Source organism: Bacillus sp. FSL K6-2839 (assembly GCF_038003365.1).
Taxonomy (GTDB): Bacteria; Bacillota; Bacilli; order Bacillales; family Bacillaceae; genus Bacillus.
In genome coordinates this window covers 462,857-480,223 of sequence record NZ_JBBOOZ010000002.1, presented here as the reverse complement: position 1 = coordinate 480,223, position 17,367 = coordinate 462,857, and the positions used below count along the sequence as shown (strand labels likewise).

The 17,367-nt window shown below is 42.8% G+C and carries 16 protein-coding genes; 12 read left to right on the top strand and 4 right to left on the bottom strand.

The features are described from left to right. Positions 1-3 precede the first annotated feature (3 nt). Entirely contained in the window at positions 4-987 is a 984-nt protein-coding gene (locus MHH26_RS16575) for a Gfo/Idh/MocA family protein (RefSeq protein ID WP_340974115.1), read from the bottom strand. 144 nt (positions 988-1,131) lie between these two features. Continuing rightward, on the bottom strand, positions 1,132-1,491 hold the full coding sequence (locus MHH26_RS16570) for a MerR family transcriptional regulator (RefSeq protein ID WP_340974114.1): 360 nt from the start codon (positions 1,489-1,491) through the stop codon (positions 1,132-1,134). A gap of 310 nt (positions 1,492-1,801) precedes the next feature. Between MHH26_RS16570 and yidA the strand changes: the two genes are divergently transcribed. Then, positions 1,802-2,614: a sugar-phosphatase gene (yidA, locus tag MHH26_RS16565; RefSeq protein ID WP_034660510.1), complete on the top strand. Its 813-nt coding sequence runs from the start codon at positions 1,802-1,804 to the stop codon at positions 2,612-2,614. Positions 2,615-2,650: 36 nt separating this feature from the next. Here yidA and MHH26_RS16560 read toward each other — a convergent pair whose 3' ends face one another. Further along, the gene (locus MHH26_RS16560; RefSeq protein WP_340974113.1) at positions 2,651-3,658 is read right to left on the bottom strand and encodes a helix-turn-helix transcriptional regulator; all 1,008 of its coding nucleotides are present in this window, start codon (positions 3,656-3,658) and stop codon (positions 2,651-2,653) included. A gap of 133 nt (positions 3,659-3,791) precedes the next feature. Between MHH26_RS16560 and MHH26_RS16555 the strand changes: the two genes are divergently transcribed. Both MHH26_RS16555 and MHH26_RS16550 read left to right on the top strand, forming a co-directional pair. Further along, entirely contained in the window at positions 3,792-4,499 is a 708-nt protein-coding gene (locus MHH26_RS16555) for a class I SAM-dependent methyltransferase (RefSeq protein WP_340974111.1), read from the top strand. Beyond that, complete coding sequence (locus MHH26_RS16550; protein WP_340974110.1) at positions 4,496-5,593, top strand: saccharopine dehydrogenase family protein; 1,098 nt, start codon at positions 4,496-4,498, stop codon at positions 5,591-5,593. The genes MHH26_RS16555 and MHH26_RS16550 overlap by 4 nt, the downstream gene beginning before the upstream one ends. A 27-nt stretch (positions 5,594-5,620) precedes the next feature. Here MHH26_RS16550 and MHH26_RS16545 read toward each other — a convergent pair whose 3' ends face one another. Continuing rightward, a complete protein-coding gene (locus MHH26_RS16545; protein WP_340974108.1) occupies positions 5,621-7,444 on the bottom strand; it encodes an acyltransferase family protein in 1,824 nt (607 codons plus the stop codon). 241 nt (positions 7,445-7,685) lie between these two features. Between MHH26_RS16545 and MHH26_RS16540 the strand changes: the two genes are divergently transcribed. The 9 genes from MHH26_RS16540 to MHH26_RS16500 all read left to right on the top strand — a co-directional run bounded on the left by MHH26_RS16540 (position 7,686) and on the right by MHH26_RS16500 (position 17,164). Next, positions 7,686-8,561 carry an aldose 1-epimerase family protein gene (locus tag MHH26_RS16540; protein ID WP_307500526.1) on the top strand — a complete coding sequence of 292 codons (876 nt, stop codon included), beginning with the start codon at positions 7,686-7,688 and terminating at the stop codon, positions 8,559-8,561. 60 nt (positions 8,562-8,621) lie between these two features. Beyond that, on the top strand, positions 8,622-9,566 hold the full coding sequence (locus MHH26_RS16535; RefSeq protein ID WP_034660503.1) for a sugar-binding transcriptional regulator: 945 nt from the start codon (positions 8,622-8,624) through the stop codon (positions 9,564-9,566). 83 nt (positions 9,567-9,649) lie between these two features. Next, on the top strand, positions 9,650-10,321 hold the full coding sequence (gene deoC, locus MHH26_RS16530) for a deoxyribose-phosphate aldolase (RefSeq protein ID WP_340974106.1): 672 nt from the start codon (positions 9,650-9,652) through the stop codon (positions 10,319-10,321). A gap of 166 nt (positions 10,322-10,487) precedes the next feature. Continuing rightward, entirely contained in the window at positions 10,488-11,669 is a 1,182-nt protein-coding gene (locus MHH26_RS16525; RefSeq protein WP_282067683.1) for a NupC/NupG family nucleoside CNT transporter, read from the top strand. A 25-nt stretch (positions 11,670-11,694) separates the two neighbouring features. Beyond that, positions 11,695-12,996: a pyrimidine-nucleoside phosphorylase gene (locus MHH26_RS16520; RefSeq protein WP_340974104.1), complete on the top strand. Its 1,302-nt coding sequence runs from the start codon at positions 11,695-11,697 to the stop codon at positions 12,994-12,996. A 181-nt stretch (positions 12,997-13,177) separates the two neighbouring features. Then, complete coding sequence (locus tag MHH26_RS16515) at positions 13,178-13,621, top strand: MarR family transcriptional regulator (protein WP_045210167.1); 444 nt, start codon at positions 13,178-13,180, stop codon at positions 13,619-13,621. Positions 13,622-13,635: 14 nt separating this feature from the next. After that, the gene (locus MHH26_RS16510; RefSeq protein WP_012011776.1) at positions 13,636-14,274 is read left to right on the top strand and encodes a nitroreductase family protein; all 639 of its coding nucleotides are present in this window, start codon (positions 13,636-13,638) and stop codon (positions 14,272-14,274) included. A 25-nt stretch (positions 14,275-14,299) separates the two neighbouring features. Beyond that, positions 14,300-14,593: a putative quinol monooxygenase gene (locus tag MHH26_RS16505; protein WP_060597613.1), complete on the top strand. Its 294-nt coding sequence runs from the start codon at positions 14,300-14,302 to the stop codon at positions 14,591-14,593. Between the two features lie 189 nt (positions 14,594-14,782). Beyond that, the gene (locus tag MHH26_RS16500; RefSeq protein ID WP_307500522.1) at positions 14,783-17,164 is read left to right on the top strand and encodes an immune inhibitor A domain-containing protein; all 2,382 of its coding nucleotides are present in this window, start codon (positions 14,783-14,785) and stop codon (positions 17,162-17,164) included. Positions 17,165-17,367: the final 203 nt, after the last annotated feature.

Below are 17,367 nucleotides of genomic sequence, written 5' to 3'. Positions count from 1 at the left end.
TGATTAAAATTGATCTGCTGGGAAAACAATACCTGCATCTTTTCTTGCAGCTTCAAGGACTTTCATTACGGAGAGACTTTCATCAAGCCATGCATAGCACTGTTCATAATTTTTTGTTTCAATGATGTGCTGAAAAGCTTCTGTTTCATAAAACAGACGGTTTGAATTTGTTTGTGCATTGAGTGAGGTCACCTGATCATTCACATGAAGTAACACTTCCTCGCAGCCATTCGCCCCATTTTTCACATGAATGAAGCCTTTTTCTCCTTGAATCAATGCAAAATTCATGCTGCTTGTATCCTTACTGCCGACACTTGTCGCAATGAAATCATTGTAGGTGATAGTCAAAACACCAGATGTATCGATGCCATTTGGGTGACGGTTTGCCTGGTAGCGGACCTGTTCTGGTGATCCGAAGAGGTTCATGATGAAATGGACATTATAGATATTAATATCCATCAACGCTCCTCCGGAGAATTCAGGGTTAAAGACATTTGGCGTTTCGCCGGCTAGCAGCTGATTATATTTGCTTGAATATTGACTATAGTTGCATTGAACCAGTTTGATTTTACCTAATTGATGAAGGTGCTTTTTAATCAAATGATAGTTTGGCATATGAACGGTCGTAATGGCTTCAAATAAGAGAAGCTGCTTTTCCTTTGCGAGTGCGATTAAGGCTTCCAGCTCTTTGACATTAGAGGTGAAAGGCTTTTCGCAAATCACATGTTTTCCGTGTTCCAATGCAGCTGCGGCATGCTCGCTATGTAAACGATTCGGTGATGCAATATAAACGGCTTCAATGTTCGGATCTTCTAGCATAGCCGTTAAGTCCGTATAAGTTGTTTTCACACCAAATTGGTCTGCGAGCTTCTTTGCCGTTGCTTCCTTTCTTGAATAGACGGCATGACAAGAAGCGCCTTCAAGCTGTTCAATCGCTTGCAAGAAGCTTTCCACAATCACACCTGTTCCAATGGTTGCAATGTTCATTCTACTCAAAACCCCTTCCACTCGTTTGATATCAAGTAAAGCTGTCTCTAGTATAACTGATGTTTGAATTACACGTGCACTTGAGGCCTGGGCGGAGAGGGGTGCCAGTGGCAAACACCGGCACATTTTTGGCAGCCCTTACAATTAGCTGATGTCCGCTAATGTTTGTTTTGTTAACAATTGAATGGCAGCCTTCCTCTTCTTTAACTCTTGAATGGAGTGTTGAATATCCTCAACTTTTTGTTCGAGCAGCTGTTCAGCTTCTGTTTTTGATTGTTTTTCAAATAGTGATTTGATAATTTCGCTAATTTCTTTGAGTGAGAAATCTAGCTTTCTTGCTTCTGTGATAAAGGAAAGCATGAGTACATATTTTTTATCATATAAACGATAGCCGTTATGTGCTCTCTTTGGTTCGGGGAGCACACCCTCATTTTCGTAAAAACGAATGGTTTCAATATGCACACCAGACAGTTTTGACAATTTACCTCTAGTAAACGTAATCATTCCCTGCACCTCCTTTCTTTGCTATCCATCATACAATTAGATTTGCTAGTTTCAAAATGTTCAGTCGTGAACATTTGTTTTCATTTTCCCATTGGAAAAGGGCACAAACTCTGTTTAAAGCAGGATGAATAGAATACGATATAATAGAGTAGGCAGATGACAATTTTGTTACAGGTGAGAACAAGTAGACAGCGTGATGAAAAAACGATAGGCTAAAATAGGTAAATAGTAATGATATAACCTGTCATCATATAGATGATGGCTCAAAATAGTGACAGCACGTTTTTTGCTGAGAAAAGGGGACCAGTGAATGTATAAATTAGTTGCAATTGATATGGATGGTACGTTATTAAATGATCAACATATGGTGACAGCTGAGGTGTTTGAGGCCATTCAACAGGCGAAGGCAGAGGGAGTTAAGATTGTATTATGTACAGGACGACCTATTGGTGGAGTGAATCGCTATCTAGATGATCTTCAGCTCAATCAAGAAGGAGACTATGTGATTGCCTACAATGGGGCGCTTGTCCAAAACAGTCATACAAATGAAGTGGTGTCAGAACTGACGTTATCCTATGATGATTTGACTTCTTTATATGAGCTGAGCCGTGAGCTCGATACACCGATGCATTATTTCGATTCCGCTCATTTGTACACACCGAATCGTGATATTAGTGAATACACAGTACTTGAATCTTATTTAACAAAGCTGCCGCTTAAATATTTACCTGTTGAAGAGGCAGATCCTTCAATGAGACTTCCGAAGATGATGTATATTGATCAGCCAGAACGGTTGGAAAAGACGATACAAGCCATTCCATCTGAAGTAAAAGACAAGTACATGATGGTGAAAAGCACAGATTTCTTCCTTGAAATCCTGCATCCTGAAGTCAGCAAAGGAAACGCCGTGAAGCTGCTGGCGAAAGAGCTGGGAATTGCTCGTGAAGAGGTCATGGCCATTGGTGACAATGGGAACGACGTATCGATGCTGGAATTTGCGGGCTGCGGCGTTGCCATGGGAAATGCCATTGATGATGTCAAAGCCGTAGCGGATGTTGTGACAAAATCTAATAATGAAGCCGGAGTAGCACATGTCCTGCATGAGTTAGTTTTAGGAAAATAAACAAAAAAGCGGTCTACCAGTGAGGTAGCCGCTTTTTTATATGTGAGAGAAAAAGTAAACAAGCATCCGTCTGCTGCTCAAATTTGTCTTTTGCAGCATCGCCTTCACATGATCATGGACGGTATGGGTTGAAATAAATAAAGTACTGGCGATTTCCTTTGTAGACTGTCCCTTTAATAAGCAGTCGAGGACGTTCATCTCTCTTTCTGTCAGCCGGTACGTTTTTGCCGCATAAGGAAGAATATCATTTGTTTGGGCTCTCTTGATGTGAATCATGACAGCCTCTTCCTGCCCGTCTGCCTGCGCTAATCGAAATGCTTGAAGAGAGAGGAACAGCCCCGTAGGCATTCTCGTCATGCTTGCCGCTGTTTGGTCGATACCTCCGTATAAAAGTTTAGCCCCTAATGCTCTGAACGGGCGCGGCATGGTCGCCTTGTCATGGATTTGTTCAAAGGCTTGAAATGTATGAAGCCAATGAAGCCCTGTCTCATTTCCATAAAGAAGATTGTAATCGTGTGAGAGAATGAGGAAACCTTGCTGCTCCGCTGCGTCATCCTCTTCAGTATCTCTTTTCTTGAAAAGTTCATCTCTTAGCTTGGCTGCGAGTCTGGGCGTCTGTTCGATGACCGCTCGGATATCTTGTTCTTGAAAAGGTTCCTTGTCCTTTAGACGATATAGGCTGGCAATACCCCAGCATTCTCCTTGAATCACAAGGGCTGCCCGCAATTCATCAGACCATCCTTTAGGCAACAAAATGTCTCTGTAGCGATCACTGTTGAGATATTCCCCGCTTTGGACTAAGCTCGCAGCATGAATAGGGCCTTTGGCTAGAGACTCATGTTGATGCACGTCCTTTTTTAAGAACTCATTTTGAAACAGCTGATCATGAATTTCTTCAATCGGTTCATCTGTGAAGGAACCTGTCGAGAGGAGAGTGGCTGGATCAATGGTCGTGATACAGGCGGCATCAAAATCAAGGACGGCAGCAAGCTCGTCCCGAATGTGTTGTCTCAGCTGCTGAAAATGAGTGGCTGGATTGGTCACATGATCTCCTCCTCAAACAAAAATCCCCACTTTTAGGGATCGTGTTTTTTGATGTCTCTTTTTACAATAAAGATGTCATACCGTTAGTGTACAGGAAACGATGTAAAGCGGAAAGGAACTGGAGGAGAAGGACATGAAAGGAACCCAGCATTGGCACGATCCCGTAGCTGAATCATACGCAGCCACGATTGCTCATAAAGTACCCGGCTATCAGCTATTGCATGAGTTGGCAATAGACGTATTAGAAACTGAAGTAAAGGGAGCGGCTTCTCGCATTTTGACTGTTGGAGCGGGCGGGGGCGAAGAGATCATCAACATGCTTCAAAGAAAAGAAGACTGGCTCATCACAGGAATCGATCCGTCACCTTCTATGCTGGATATGGCGAAACAGCGAGTTGGACAGCTTCAGATGGAGGCGCGTGTTACATGGCATGAGACCGTATTAGATAAGGTTTCTGCTGAACCTGTTTACGATGCAGCGATGAGTTTGCTTGTGATTCATTTTATAGAAAAGCGCCAGCCCTTTTTAGAGGAGATTGCCCGCAGGCTTCAACCAGATGCACCGCTTGTGTTGGCATTTATACAGGGAGAGATGAAGTCCCATACATTTCAACAGGAGCTTTTCATGCTTTCTCTTTTCATGCAGCGGCAGGGTCTAGAAAAAGAAGTGTTTACATCCTTTAAAAACAGGCTGGGACACGCGACACACCCTGTTCCTGAGGAAGAGATAAGAGAGCATTTAATCAAAGCGGGATTTGAAGACATCAGACCTTATTTTCAGGCAGGAATGATCAAAGGGCTTGTTTGCAAGCGAGGTCGAAGAGAGGCGGATGAGAAATGAGATCACAGGTGATGGTGATTGGCGGCTATGGACATGTTGGACAGCAAATATGTCTACAGTTAAGCGAAGTGTATCCCGGGCAAATTGTTGCGGCAGGCAGAAGCTATGAGAAGGCAGAGAAATTTTCACGCCACACAAAAGGGAAGGTTCGTCCTTATCAACTAGATGTCAGTGAGCCGTTATTTTCGGACTGGATGGATAAAACAAAGCTGGTGATCATGTGCCTTGATCAAGAAGAACCGTCATTTGCTGAAGCAGTTCTGCGGTCAGGCATTGATTATATAGATATCTCCGCAAAGGGAACGTACATGGAACAGGTGGCAAAGCTGGATCAGCGGCACATCGGTGCAACAGCTTTGCTCAGTGTCGGGCTTGCGCCTGGCCTTACGAATTTATTGGCAGCGAAAGCAGCATCTATGCTCTCATCAGTGAATCAAATAGATATAGGGATTATGCTTGGGTTGGGTGATCAGCATGGAAAAGCCGCTATTGAATGGACGCTTGATCAAGTCCATACTGACTATGTGCTTACTAAGCATCATCAGCGTAAAAGAGTCAAAAGCTTTACTGGAGGTAAACGGATAGACTTTGGTGGAAGTCTTGGAAAGCGGCATGCCTATCAGTTCCCCTTCTCTGATCAGCAGACATTGCCTTCGACGCTCCGCGTGCCTTCTGTGACGACAAGGCTCTGTTTTGATTCCCGCGCGGCAACGCGTGCATTTGCCTTCACAAGGAGTCTCGGAATGACGTCCCTTCTCACTGTGCCGAAAATCAAGAAACGAGCCATTTCCATGATTCAATCTGCTCAAATGGGAACAGATCAATATGCAGTGAAAGTGGAGGCTACAGGAATGGATGGGAACAAGATTCATCAAGCAGCGCTTGGAATAAAAGGGCGCGACGAGTCTCAAGCAACAGCTCAAGTCGCCATTGCAGCGGCTCTGCATTTATTGAACAGGCGGTTTCAGACAGGTGTTTTTCATATCGAAGAAGTATTTTCTCTAGCGTATGAGAACGGTGATTTTGCTTTGGTGGATCAAACAACGAAGGAAAAGCGGGTGTTAGCGGTTAGAGCCATCCTTTTGACGGAATAAAAGAAGACTAGCAGAATGCTAGTCTTTTTATGATGAAGATGACACATCTCCTTTTTTCTTGATGCTCGCTGTAATGAGATGTGTCAATGTGTCAGAGCCTTTTGTTGAAAGGTGAACACCATCAGGCTGAAAATAAGAGGGCTGTCCGGTAGCGGCTGAATGCCAATCGACAAGGGTCACATTGGAATGTTGATCGGCCACTCGCTGAATGACTGCATTCACATCATTTTCCCAAGACCTTGGGACTCTCGTGTTCACAAGGAAAATGTGCGCCTTTGAAAATTGCTGAATGAATGCTGTCAATGTGCCCTCAGTAAAATAGCCATTCGTGCCAAGTTCAATAATAACAGCGGCATCAGATTGATTAAATGAAGCATATTGAGGAGCGATGCTGACGGCTTCGTTCATTTGTCTGCCAACCTTTGCATCGATGGTGATTTGTGCATATGCCTTTTCAAGATTTGGCGCAATGTCCAGCATGACGGAATCACCAATAGCAAGAATTTGGTGAAACTGCTTCTGATCTGCTGCTTTCTTCTCGTGTTTTTCTTTCTTTTTATTAGCTTTTGGTTCCGCAGAGTCTCCTGCTTTTTTCGGTGCCGTCTTAATTTGTGTCACTTCCTTGGCATGTGGGGACGTATGGGACGAACTGGACATGCCAATGGTAAATAAGATCAAAAGAGCTGCTGCGATTCCAAGGAACACTTTATGAGACGTAGACCATTGTTTGAATCCCTTTTTCCAAATAGACCAAGAGGCAAAATATTGTCTGAAGCCAAGCCGGCGAATCGGCTGTTCGATGAAGCGGTAAGAGGCCTCTGCAATGAGTAAAATGGCCATGATCTGCAATGCGACACGCCCCATAGAAGGCTGTCCAATTTCAATGACAGGGGTGGTCAGCACGATGATGGGATAATGCCATAGATAAATACCATAAGAACGCTTTCCGAGCCAGACGAGCGGCTGATAGGAGAGCCATTTTCCCAAAAGACTTGCAGGGTGGCAGATGCACGCAATTAAAATCGCTGCATTTAGACAGAATAAAAGCATGCCGCCCTGATAGAGAAAGCCGTCAAATTCGTCCACTGCATAAACACACAAAAGAAAAACCGCAAACGAACCAAAACCAGCGATATGTAAAATACGTCTGCCAACAGGAAGTAACTTTTTGCTGGACAGTCTTTGCATGGGCCATACAAATGCCAGGCTGCACCCAATCAGGAGCGCAAATGCACGAGTATCTGTTCCGTAATAAACTCTGCTTGGATCGGTATCTGGTGAATAAAGAATCGCCATCCATAAGGCGGAAACAAGTGCAAGGCCAAAGGTGATCATTGGCAAATGGGATCTATTTTTCACCCATTTTAGTCCTGCAATCAATAGAACCGGCCAAATGATATAAAATTGCTCTTCTATCGCCAAAGACCACAAATTTTTCAGTGGAGATACAGCGTTGAAGCTATCAAAATAAGACAGCTGATGGAAGATGTACCACCAGTTACTGACATAAAAAAAGGACGATAAGGCATCGCCACGAATGGACAATAGTGCATTCGAACCCGCAATCGCACACCAGCTGACGGTTAAAAAAATCATCACGTAAGCAGCTGGAAGAAGCCTTCTGATCCGGCCCATCCAAAATGGTAAAAGCTCGTGATAGCTCAGATCCTGCTTATGTAACAAGATCGTCGTAATCAAGTACCCAGAAATCACAAAAAACAAATCAACGCCAAGAAACCCGCCGCTCGCAGGTCCGATATGTAAGTGATAAGCAATGACTGCCAATACAGCAACAGCCCGTAGCCCATCTAATCCTAATATATAACGTAAACGATTTTCCTTGCTATTCATGAAAGTGAATCCCCCATTTATGTCAAAACGCTTCTTTTTTGTTGTCACTCCAAAAGAACAACGATTCTTTTATTTTATATAAGATTAGACGAATCAGCATCACATTTTGTTGGCGAATTTCTGTCTTTTTTTAAAATTTTTATATAAAGAAAGAATTGATGGTCTGGAAGGCTGTTTTATTTCTATACTCAAAACCAAAATCCCTGTCATAATAAAAGAAGAAGGAAAGGGGATGTGTGGAATGAGAACGATTGAAAATGGTCAGTTATTGATTCAGGTCAATGAGAGAGGTGCTGAGGTCAGAGAGGTGCTTCACAAGGAAAGCGGACGTCACTATATGTGGTCTGGCGATCCTGCTTATTGGGGCAGGGTGTCGCCAGTCTTATTTCCAATTGTCGGACGATTAAAGAATGACCAATACAAGATAGGTGATCAAACCTATGAGCTCGCGCAGCATGGATTCTTGCGGGATGTTGATTTTGATTTATATGAAGAAACGAAACATACGGTGACCTTTCAATATGAATCAAAAGGCCGCCACATCGAGCAGTATCCTTATGAATTTACCGCCCGTATTCGATACGAGCTGTCGGAAAATGGTCTGACGATTTCCTGGGAAATTGATCATGACGGAGATGACACGATGTATTTCTCCATTGGAGGGCACCCCGCATTTCATGTCCCGCTTGTTGAAGGTGAGCGCACAGCAGATTACTACCTGACATTGACCCCTTCCACTGAGTATCTTCCTGTCCAATATGAACTAAAAAATTCACTTGTCAGGGAGAAAGAAAAAGGCATTCAACTTGAACCGATTCAGCTTCGACCAGAGCTTTTTCAGCATGATGCGATGATCTATAGTCATATCAATCGAGTGTCATTGATTTCTCAGGCAGGTCACGGGGTTGAGGTTGATCTCACTGGTTTTCCGTTTGTTGGTATTTGGTCACCTTATAATAAAGAAAAAGGCACAATGGCTCCATTTGTATGTATTGAGCCTTGGTACGGTATTGCCGATGTTGAAGGGGCGAATGGGCAGTACAAGGAAAAGTTCGGTATTCAAACTTTAGAGAAGAATGAAACCTTCCAAGCCGCCTATACGATTTTCTTCAAATGAACATTTGTGCATGATAAGATGAACATTTTGTTATGATAGAAGAAAAAAGGAGGCGTACGAATGGATCGGGAGAAACAACAACTGAGTATTGAAGCGGCAAGGCTTTATTATTTATCGGATTACAGCCAGCAGGAAATTGCCAAACAACTCGACCTGTCGAGACCAACTGTGTCTCGGCTGCTTCAATATGCGAAGGAGAAGGGGTACGTCCAGATAACGGTAATGGACCCATTTGAAGACTTAAATGAGCTATCTTCATTGCTCAAGGAAAAATATGACCTGCTCGAAGCTCATGTGGTGTTTTCGCCCAAAGATGATTATCCAACGATTACCGAATACTTGAGCCAATTTGGTGCCGAGTACTTGCAAGACACAGTGAAAGACGGTGATATCGTTGGTGTGAGCTGGGGAACCACCATGTATCAAATTGCCCAAAAGATGCAACCTAAACAGGTCAAAGGTGTGGAGGTTGTCCAGCTGAAGGGTGGGATCAGCCACTCCCATGTGAATACATATTCTGCGGAAACCATCCAGCTGTTTGCTGAGGCCTTTCAAACAGCACCGCGCTATTTGCCGCTTCCTGTCGTATTTGACAGTGCTGCCGTCAAGGAGATGGTTGAGCAGGACAGACATATTCAGCGCATCATTGAAATGGGGAAACAGGCGAATATTGCTGTGTTTACTGTTGGAACGGTAAGAGATGAAGCACTTTTGTTTAGACTTGGTTATTTCCGTGAAGAAGAAAAAGCGCTGCTCAAAGCATCCAGCGTCGGAGACATCTGTTCGCGCTTTTATGATCAGGAAGGGCGCATTTGCAGTGAAGCGATTAACAACCGCACTATTGGTGTGGAGCTTGATGATTTAAGGACAAAAGAACGCTCCATTCTTGTTGCTGGTGGACATCGCAAGGTTGCTTCTATCCACGGGGCACTAAGAGGAAAATATGCGAACGTATTGATTATTGATCAGCATACAGCAAAGGCTCTTTTAAATGTCACAAAATAGATGAACAAAATTTCATAACTATGTTTACAAATGTTCATTGGTCATATATGATGAAAGTATCATAATTAAAAGGAAGTGTAAGCATGACGATAGCAAAGCTCATTGATCATACAGCACTAAAACCAGATACATCTAGAGCTGCCATTATGCAGTTACTTGAAGAAGCAAAAACTCATCAATTTGCATCCGTATGTGTGAATCCAACTTGGGTATCTCTTGCAGCAAAGGAACTAGCAGGAACAGGCGTTGATGTATGTACAGTCATCGGTTTCCCGTTAGGTGCAAACACAACAGCAGTGAAAGCATTCGAAACAAATGATGCAATTGAAAACGGTGCAACTGAAGTGGACATGGTCATCAATATCGCGGCATTGAAAGACGGCGAATATGATGCAGTTGAACAAGATATTCGTGCAGTTGTAGACGCAGCAAAAGGCAAAGCCTTAGTGAAAGTCATCATTGAAACTTGTTTATTAACAGATGAAGAGAAAGTCAAAGCTTGTGAGCTTTCAGTAAAAGCTGGCGCTGATTTTGTGAAAACTTCGACTGGATTTAGTACAGGCGGTGCAACAGTTGAGGATATCGCATTAATGCGTAAAACAGTTGGACCTGACATTGGTGTAAAAGCATCAGGCGGCGTGAGAACAAAAGAAGACGTTGAAGCCATGACAGCTGCAGGCGCTACCCGTATTGGTGCCAGTGCAGGCGTTTCCATTATCAAAGGGGATCAATCAGCTCCTTCGAAAGACTATTAATTCATACGATCCTATGGTAGGATAACATTCGTGACTCATAAATGATGAAAAAGTCATAAGCGGAAGGATCTCACTTCTGGGAATTTCTTCCGCTCTTTGTTTACGAAATAGGGTTTGTTCCATACAATCGCATTAATGTAAACGAATTCATTCGAGGAGGAAAAACATGAAATACTTGATTGGTATCATCGGTTTGCTGGTGATTCTCGCCATTGCATGGCTGGCTAGTAACGGGAAAAAACGAGTAAAATTCCGTCCAGTATTTGTCATGATTGTACTGCAATTTATTTTAGGTTATATTCTGCTCAATACAGGTGTTGGAAACTTCCTAGTCGGCGGCTTTGCAAAAGGATTCCAAATGCTTCTAGGCTATGCCGGCGAAGGAATCAACTTCGTATTTGGCGGGTTAATGAATGATAATGCGTCAACTTTCTTCATCAACGTCTTACTGCCGATCGTCTTTATTTCGGCATTGATCGGTATTTTGCAGCATTGGCGTATCCTTCCGCTTATCGTACGCGGAATCGGTTATTTGCTTAGCAAAGTAAACGGTATGGGGAAACTAGAATCTTACAACGCAGTAGCGTCTGCGATTTTAGGACAATCAGAAGTGTTTATTTCTATTAAGAAGCAGCTTGGATTGTTACCTCAGCAGCGTCTTTATACATTATGTGCATCTGCGATGTCGACAGTATCGATGTCTATTGTCGGTGCGTACATGCAAATGATTAAACCAGAGTACGTGGTCACAGCACTTGTGCTGAACCTATTTGGTGGATTTATTATCGCGTCTATTATCAATCCATATGAAGTAGCTAAGGACGAAGACATGCTCGAAGTCGTTGAAGAAGAAAAGCAATCCTTCTTTGAAATGCTTGGCGAATATATTATGGATGGTTTCAAAGTAGCGATTGTTGTCGCTGCGATGTTGATTGGATTCGTTGCATTAATTGCGATGATTAATGGAATCTTTACAGCTGTCATCGGTGTTTCTTTCCAAGATGTACTTGGATATGTGTTTGCTCCATTTGCTTTCCTTATCGGTGTACCTTGGAGCGAAGCCGTACAAGCAGGAAGCATTATGGCAACGAAAATGGTATCTAACGAATTTGTGGCAATGCTTGCTCTAAATGGAGATAGTTTGCATTTCAGTGCTCGTACAGAAGCGATCATTTCTGTATTCCTTGTGTCATTTGCGAACTTCTCTTCTATCGGTATCATTGCTGGAGCAGTCAAAGGCTTAAACGAAAAACAAGGGAACGTTGTCGCACGCTTTGGATTAAAGCTGTTATTCGGTGCAACACTTGTCAGCTTCTTAACAGCAGGCGTTGTCGGTTTGATTTACTAATTTAAAAAAAGGAATGGTGAAAACAATGAGAATGGTAGATATCATTGCGAAAAAACGTGACGGAAAAGAATTATCTTCAGAGGAAATTTCTTTCTTTGTCAAAGAATATACGGACGGAACAATTCCTGACTACCAAGCAAGTGCCTTGGCTATGGCAATTTTCTTCCAAGATATGACGGATCAAGAACGTGCAGACTTAACGCTCGCTATGGCGAACTCAGGAGACACGATTGACCTGTCTGCCATTGAGGGCATTAAAGTAGACAAGCACTCAACAGGCGGTGTAGGTGATACAACAACGCTTGTACTCGCTCCTCTTGTGGCTGCACTGGATGTACCTGTTGCGAAAATGTCTGGCCGCGGCCTTGGACATACAGGCGGTACAGTGGACAAGCTTGAAGCGGTAAAAGGCTTCCACGTAGAAATTACAAAAGACGAATTCATCGAGCTCGTGAACCGTCATAAAGTAGCGGTCATTGGGCAATCAGGCAACCTGACACCAGCGGATAAAAAGCTTTATGCCCTTCGTGATGTGACAGGTACCGTTAACTCGATCCCGCTCATTGCAAGCTCTATTATGAGTAAGAAGATTGCTGCTGGTGCAGATGCAATCGTACTAGATGTGAAAACAGGCGCAGGTGCTTTCATGAAAACCCCTGAGGATTCTGAGAAACTTGCAAAAGCAATGGTTCGCATCGGAAACAACGTAGGCAGACAAACGATGGCTGTCATCTCTGATATGTCTCAGCCGCTAGGATTAGCGATTGGAAATTCCCTTGAGGTGAAAGAAGCGATTGATACACTCCGAGGCGAAGGTCCTGAAGACTTAAACGAGCTTGTGCTCACATTAGGAAGTCAAATGGTTGTTCTTGCGAAAAAAGCAGAGACACTTGATGAAGCAAGAGAAAAGCTAATTGAAGTCATGAAAAACGGCAAAGCACTTGAGAAATTCAAGGAATTCTTAGAAAATCAAGGTGGAGACGGCTCGATTGTGGATCAGCCGGAAAAACTGCCGCAAGCCCCTTACCAAATCGACGTTCCTGCAAAGGAATCAGGTGTGGTTGCTGAAATCGTCGCAGACGAAATCGGTGTTGCAGCGATGATTCTTGGAGCAGGACGTGCAACAAAAGAGGACGAGATCGACCTATCTGTCGGCATCATGCTGAACAAAAAAGTCGGCGATCGTGTTGAAAAAGGAGATTCACTCGTGACACTTCATGCAAATCGTGAAGATGTTGCGCATGTCATGGAAAAAATTTATGACAACATCCGCATCGCAGATCATGCTGATGCACCAACTCTCATTCACACTGTGATCACAGAATAAAGGAAAAAGGACAAAAGTGCTTCGTCGCTTTTGTCCTTTTTTTGTTCATTTCTTTTTCTATTGAGATAAAAAATTTCACTTTATGAAACAAACCTCTTGCAATCATCAAATAATGGGTGTATATTAGTTGACGAGTCAATGATTGATATATCAACTAATTGATCTGAATAGAAAAGAGGGGATGGCATTGACTGCATTTTGCTCTGAAGAAGCAGAGGTATTATACCGTTTGCAGTGCGTGAACCGTATGATGGGTGTGAAGTTCGAAGCATGCACGGGCATCAGCCAATCAAGACTAGAGTTGCTATCACTGTTATTCCAAGCCGACGAAATCAGCCAGTCAGATTTGCAGAAAAAAGTGAATATTGACAGTGCGGCTGTGACGCGTCACTTAAAACAGTTAGAAACAAAAGGAATGGTTACGCGCAGAAGAAAGCCAGAAGATAATCGAGTCACACTTGTTCGTCTGACAGAAGAAGGTAGAACGAGAATCGAAGCTTCTAAAAAAGAAAAAGAACGATTTATCTCAGAAATGCTTGAAAACGTAAGTGACGAAGAACGAAAGCTTCTCACTGATGTGCTCATGCGAATACAACAAAACATCGAAAAGATTCAAACAACCTAAAGGAGTGTTTCAACATGGCTACAACATTAAAAACAAACGATTTTATGGAAATTATGAAAGGGCGCCGCTCCATTCGTAACTATGACCCAGCTGTGAAAATCAGCAAAGAAGAAATGGCAGAAATTCTAGAAGAAGCAACAACGGCTCCATCATCAGTGAATGCACAGCCTTGGCGCTTCATGGTCATTGACAGCCCAGAAGGAAAAGAAAAGCTTGCACCACTTGCAAAATTTAACCAAACACAAGTGTCAACATCAGCAGCTGTCATTGCAGTATTTGCAGATATGAAAAGCAATGAATACTTAGATGAAATTTATTCAAAAGCAGTAGAGCATGGCTACATGCCGCAAGAAGTGAAAGAAAGACAAATTGCTGCACTAACTGCACACTTTGAGGTTCTTCCAGAGCAAGTGAATCGCGAAACAATCTTAATTGACGGTGGAATTGTGTCTATGCAGCTTATGCTTGCAGCACGGGCACACGGCTATGATACAAATCCAATTGGCGGATTTGATAAAGAAGTCATCGCTGAAACATTTGGCTGGGATAAAGAACGTTATGTACCAGTGATGTTGCTATCAATTGGGAAAGCTGCTGACGAAGGTTATGCATCTTACCGCTTACCGATTGAACGCATTACAGAGTGGAAATAATATCTTTTCAAAAGGAGACGATCATATGATTATTATTCATGCTGGGATGACGATCCATCCAGAAAAAGAAAACGTATTTCTAGAAGAAATCAACGCGTTAATGAAAGCTTCACAAGCGGAAGAAGGCAATGTATCCTACAAGCTGTTCAAGGATACAGAAAAGGAAAATACCTTTTTAATGGTAGAAGTGTGGAAAGATGACGCTGCGGTTCAGAGCCATAATGCAAGTGCACATTTCCAAGCTTTCGTAGCGAAGGCAAAAGAATTCTTAGCCGCTCCACTTGACGTTGTTGCCTTTCAAGGCCAGCAGCTTTCATAGTAAAACAACAAACACCCTAGGCGGTTATCGTCTAGGGTTCTTTTATTTTCGACACCTTGTTCCACCCATTTCATTCCCGTATTGTGCATTTTCCACAAAGTTTCTGAAAATAAAATGTTTTTCGACTTAAGTATATTGGAATATGCTAGAATGAGATATTATTTATTACCAAATTAGGGAGGAACTAATATGAAAAAAGGGAAATGGACGAGCATTGCACTAACGGCTGTCCTCAGTTTAGGCACATTGGCAGCTTTCAGCACCCCTCTATCTGCCCACACCACAGAGAAATCAACATCCTCAGATGGCGGTCATTATTCAGGTATTCCATTTGACGCAAGTGTCGTGAATGAAGACCGTCTCATCAAAGCCTTGAAAAAACAAGGAAAGATCAAAAAGAATGCCAATGAGGCAGAAACCCAAAAAGCATTAAAGAAATATCTAAAGAAAAAAGAAGAATCTGCCATGAAACAAAGTGCAAGCACCTTAACAGAAGAGCCTGGATTTCTGAAAGAATACAAACAAGAGGTACATAACAAATTAGCCAACAAGAAAAAGTTAAAGAAGCATAAAGGAAAAGAAGGGAATCATGTAAAACCGGTCAAAAAGGAAAAGTATAAAGGCGATGTTCGCAATGATAAGGTATTGGTTTTATTAGTAGATTTTAAAGATTATAAGCATAATAGTATTAAAAAAGAAGAGACTGATATGTACTATGACAAGTACAATCAACAGCACTATCAAGATATGCTTTTCGGAAAAAATGGCTACATCGGTCCAGATGGTAAACGCAAAGTATCCATGAAGCAATATTATGAAAAGCAGTCCGGCGGTAGTTACACAATCAGTGGAACAGTTGCAGGATGGTATACAGCTAAGCATGAAGCAGCCTATTACGGTGGAAACGTACCAGACGAATCAGGCAGTGACGGCAAACCGCGTGAATTGGTGAAAGAAGCACTCGAAGCAGCAGCAAAAGACCCGAACATTGATCTCGGTGAATATGATCAATGGGACCGCTATGATATGGATGGAGACGGCGTTTATAACGAACCAGACGGCATCATTGACCATCTGATGGTCGTTCATGCTGGCGTAGGTGAAGAAGCTGGCGGCGGACAACTTGGCTCTAATGCGATTTGGTCGCACCGCTGGTCACTTGGTGATGTATTTGAAATTCCAAACACTGAATCTGAAGTCGGGCAAGGCGGAAAATTAGGTGCGTTAGATTACACTATCGAGCCTGAAGATGGCGCGGCAGGCGTGTTCACACATGAATTCGGACATGACCTTGGTCTTCCTGATGAGTACGATACACAGTACACAGGCGGAGGCGAGCCTGTTTCATACTGGTCGATCATGTCAAGCGGAAGCTGGGCAGGTAAAGTCCCTGGAACGGAACCAACAGGCTTTAGTCCATATGCGAAAGAAATGCTTCAAAACTTGCATGGCGGTAACTGGCTTACTGGACAAACCATTGATGGTAAAACATTAAAGAAAAGCAAAACAGTGCTAATTGATGAAGCAGCAACAAAAGGAACGAACCATGATGCGGTTCGAGTGGATTTACCAGATAAAGAGATTGTGGTCACAAAACCTGCTCAAGGACAATATTCGTACTTCAGCGGAACGGGTGACAATTTGAATGCGACCATGACGACAACAGGTATCGATTTGTCGAAGGGGAGCAAAGCAGAGCTTACATTTAAAGCATGGTATGATATCGAAGAAGATTATGATTATGCGTATGTAGAAGTACGTGAAACAGGAACTGATCAGTGGAAGACCATTTCTGGTAACATCACGAATGATCGAAATGAAGCAGGTGCGAACGAAGGCAATGGAATTGACGGAAAATCGGACGGATGGGTAGATGCAGCCTTTGATCTTTCTGCTTATGCAGGGAAGAAAATCGACCTGCAATTCCGCTATACAACCGATGCAGGCTATTCACTGCCAGGCTTATTTGTAGATGATTTAAACATCACAGCAGATGGGACGAAAGTGTGGTCAGATGATGCCGAGGGCACGTCTAAGTTCACCTTTAACGGATTCTCAAAATCTAATGGAAAACAATATGCACCCCAATATTATTTGCTAGAGTGGCGCTCTTATGCTGACGTTGATAAAGGCTTAAAGCATATCAAACGTGGGGCAAGCCTCATGAGCTATAATAACGGTTTGGTCGTGTGGTATGTCGATCAATCCTATAGTGATAACTGGGTAGGAAATCACCCAGGGAACGGTTTCCTTGGGGTAGTAGATGCAGATCAGCAAGTATTGAAATGGAGTGACGGCTCCATTGCTGCCACAGGCTTCCAAGTACATGATGCAGCATTTTCTTTGAATCCAAGTACGAAGCTGAATATTGATTATACAGCGACAACAGGCTTAACGTTGGCAGATCGCTATATTCGCCCGACTCGTACATTTAGTGATAAAAAGAATTATGTGAATCCAAATAACCCAGATGCAGGACGTGATGTACCAACATATGGTCTATCCTTTAAAGTCGTTGGACAAAGTAAGGATCGTTCTGTTGGAAAGGTATTAATTTCTAAAAGTAACTAAACAGAAGGCCGGATTTTACCATTGAATCCGGCTTTTTGATATGGTAATAAACTGTTTTTGATGAAAAGGACGGCTTTTTGGTCGAATGTCTGTTCTCTTTTATTTTGATATCCGAATGAAACCATTATATAATAGAGACTGGAAGGTTTTTCTTTCATTCATGGTTCTTTTTTAGCTGTTAAAACAAAGGAAAGGATGAGCGT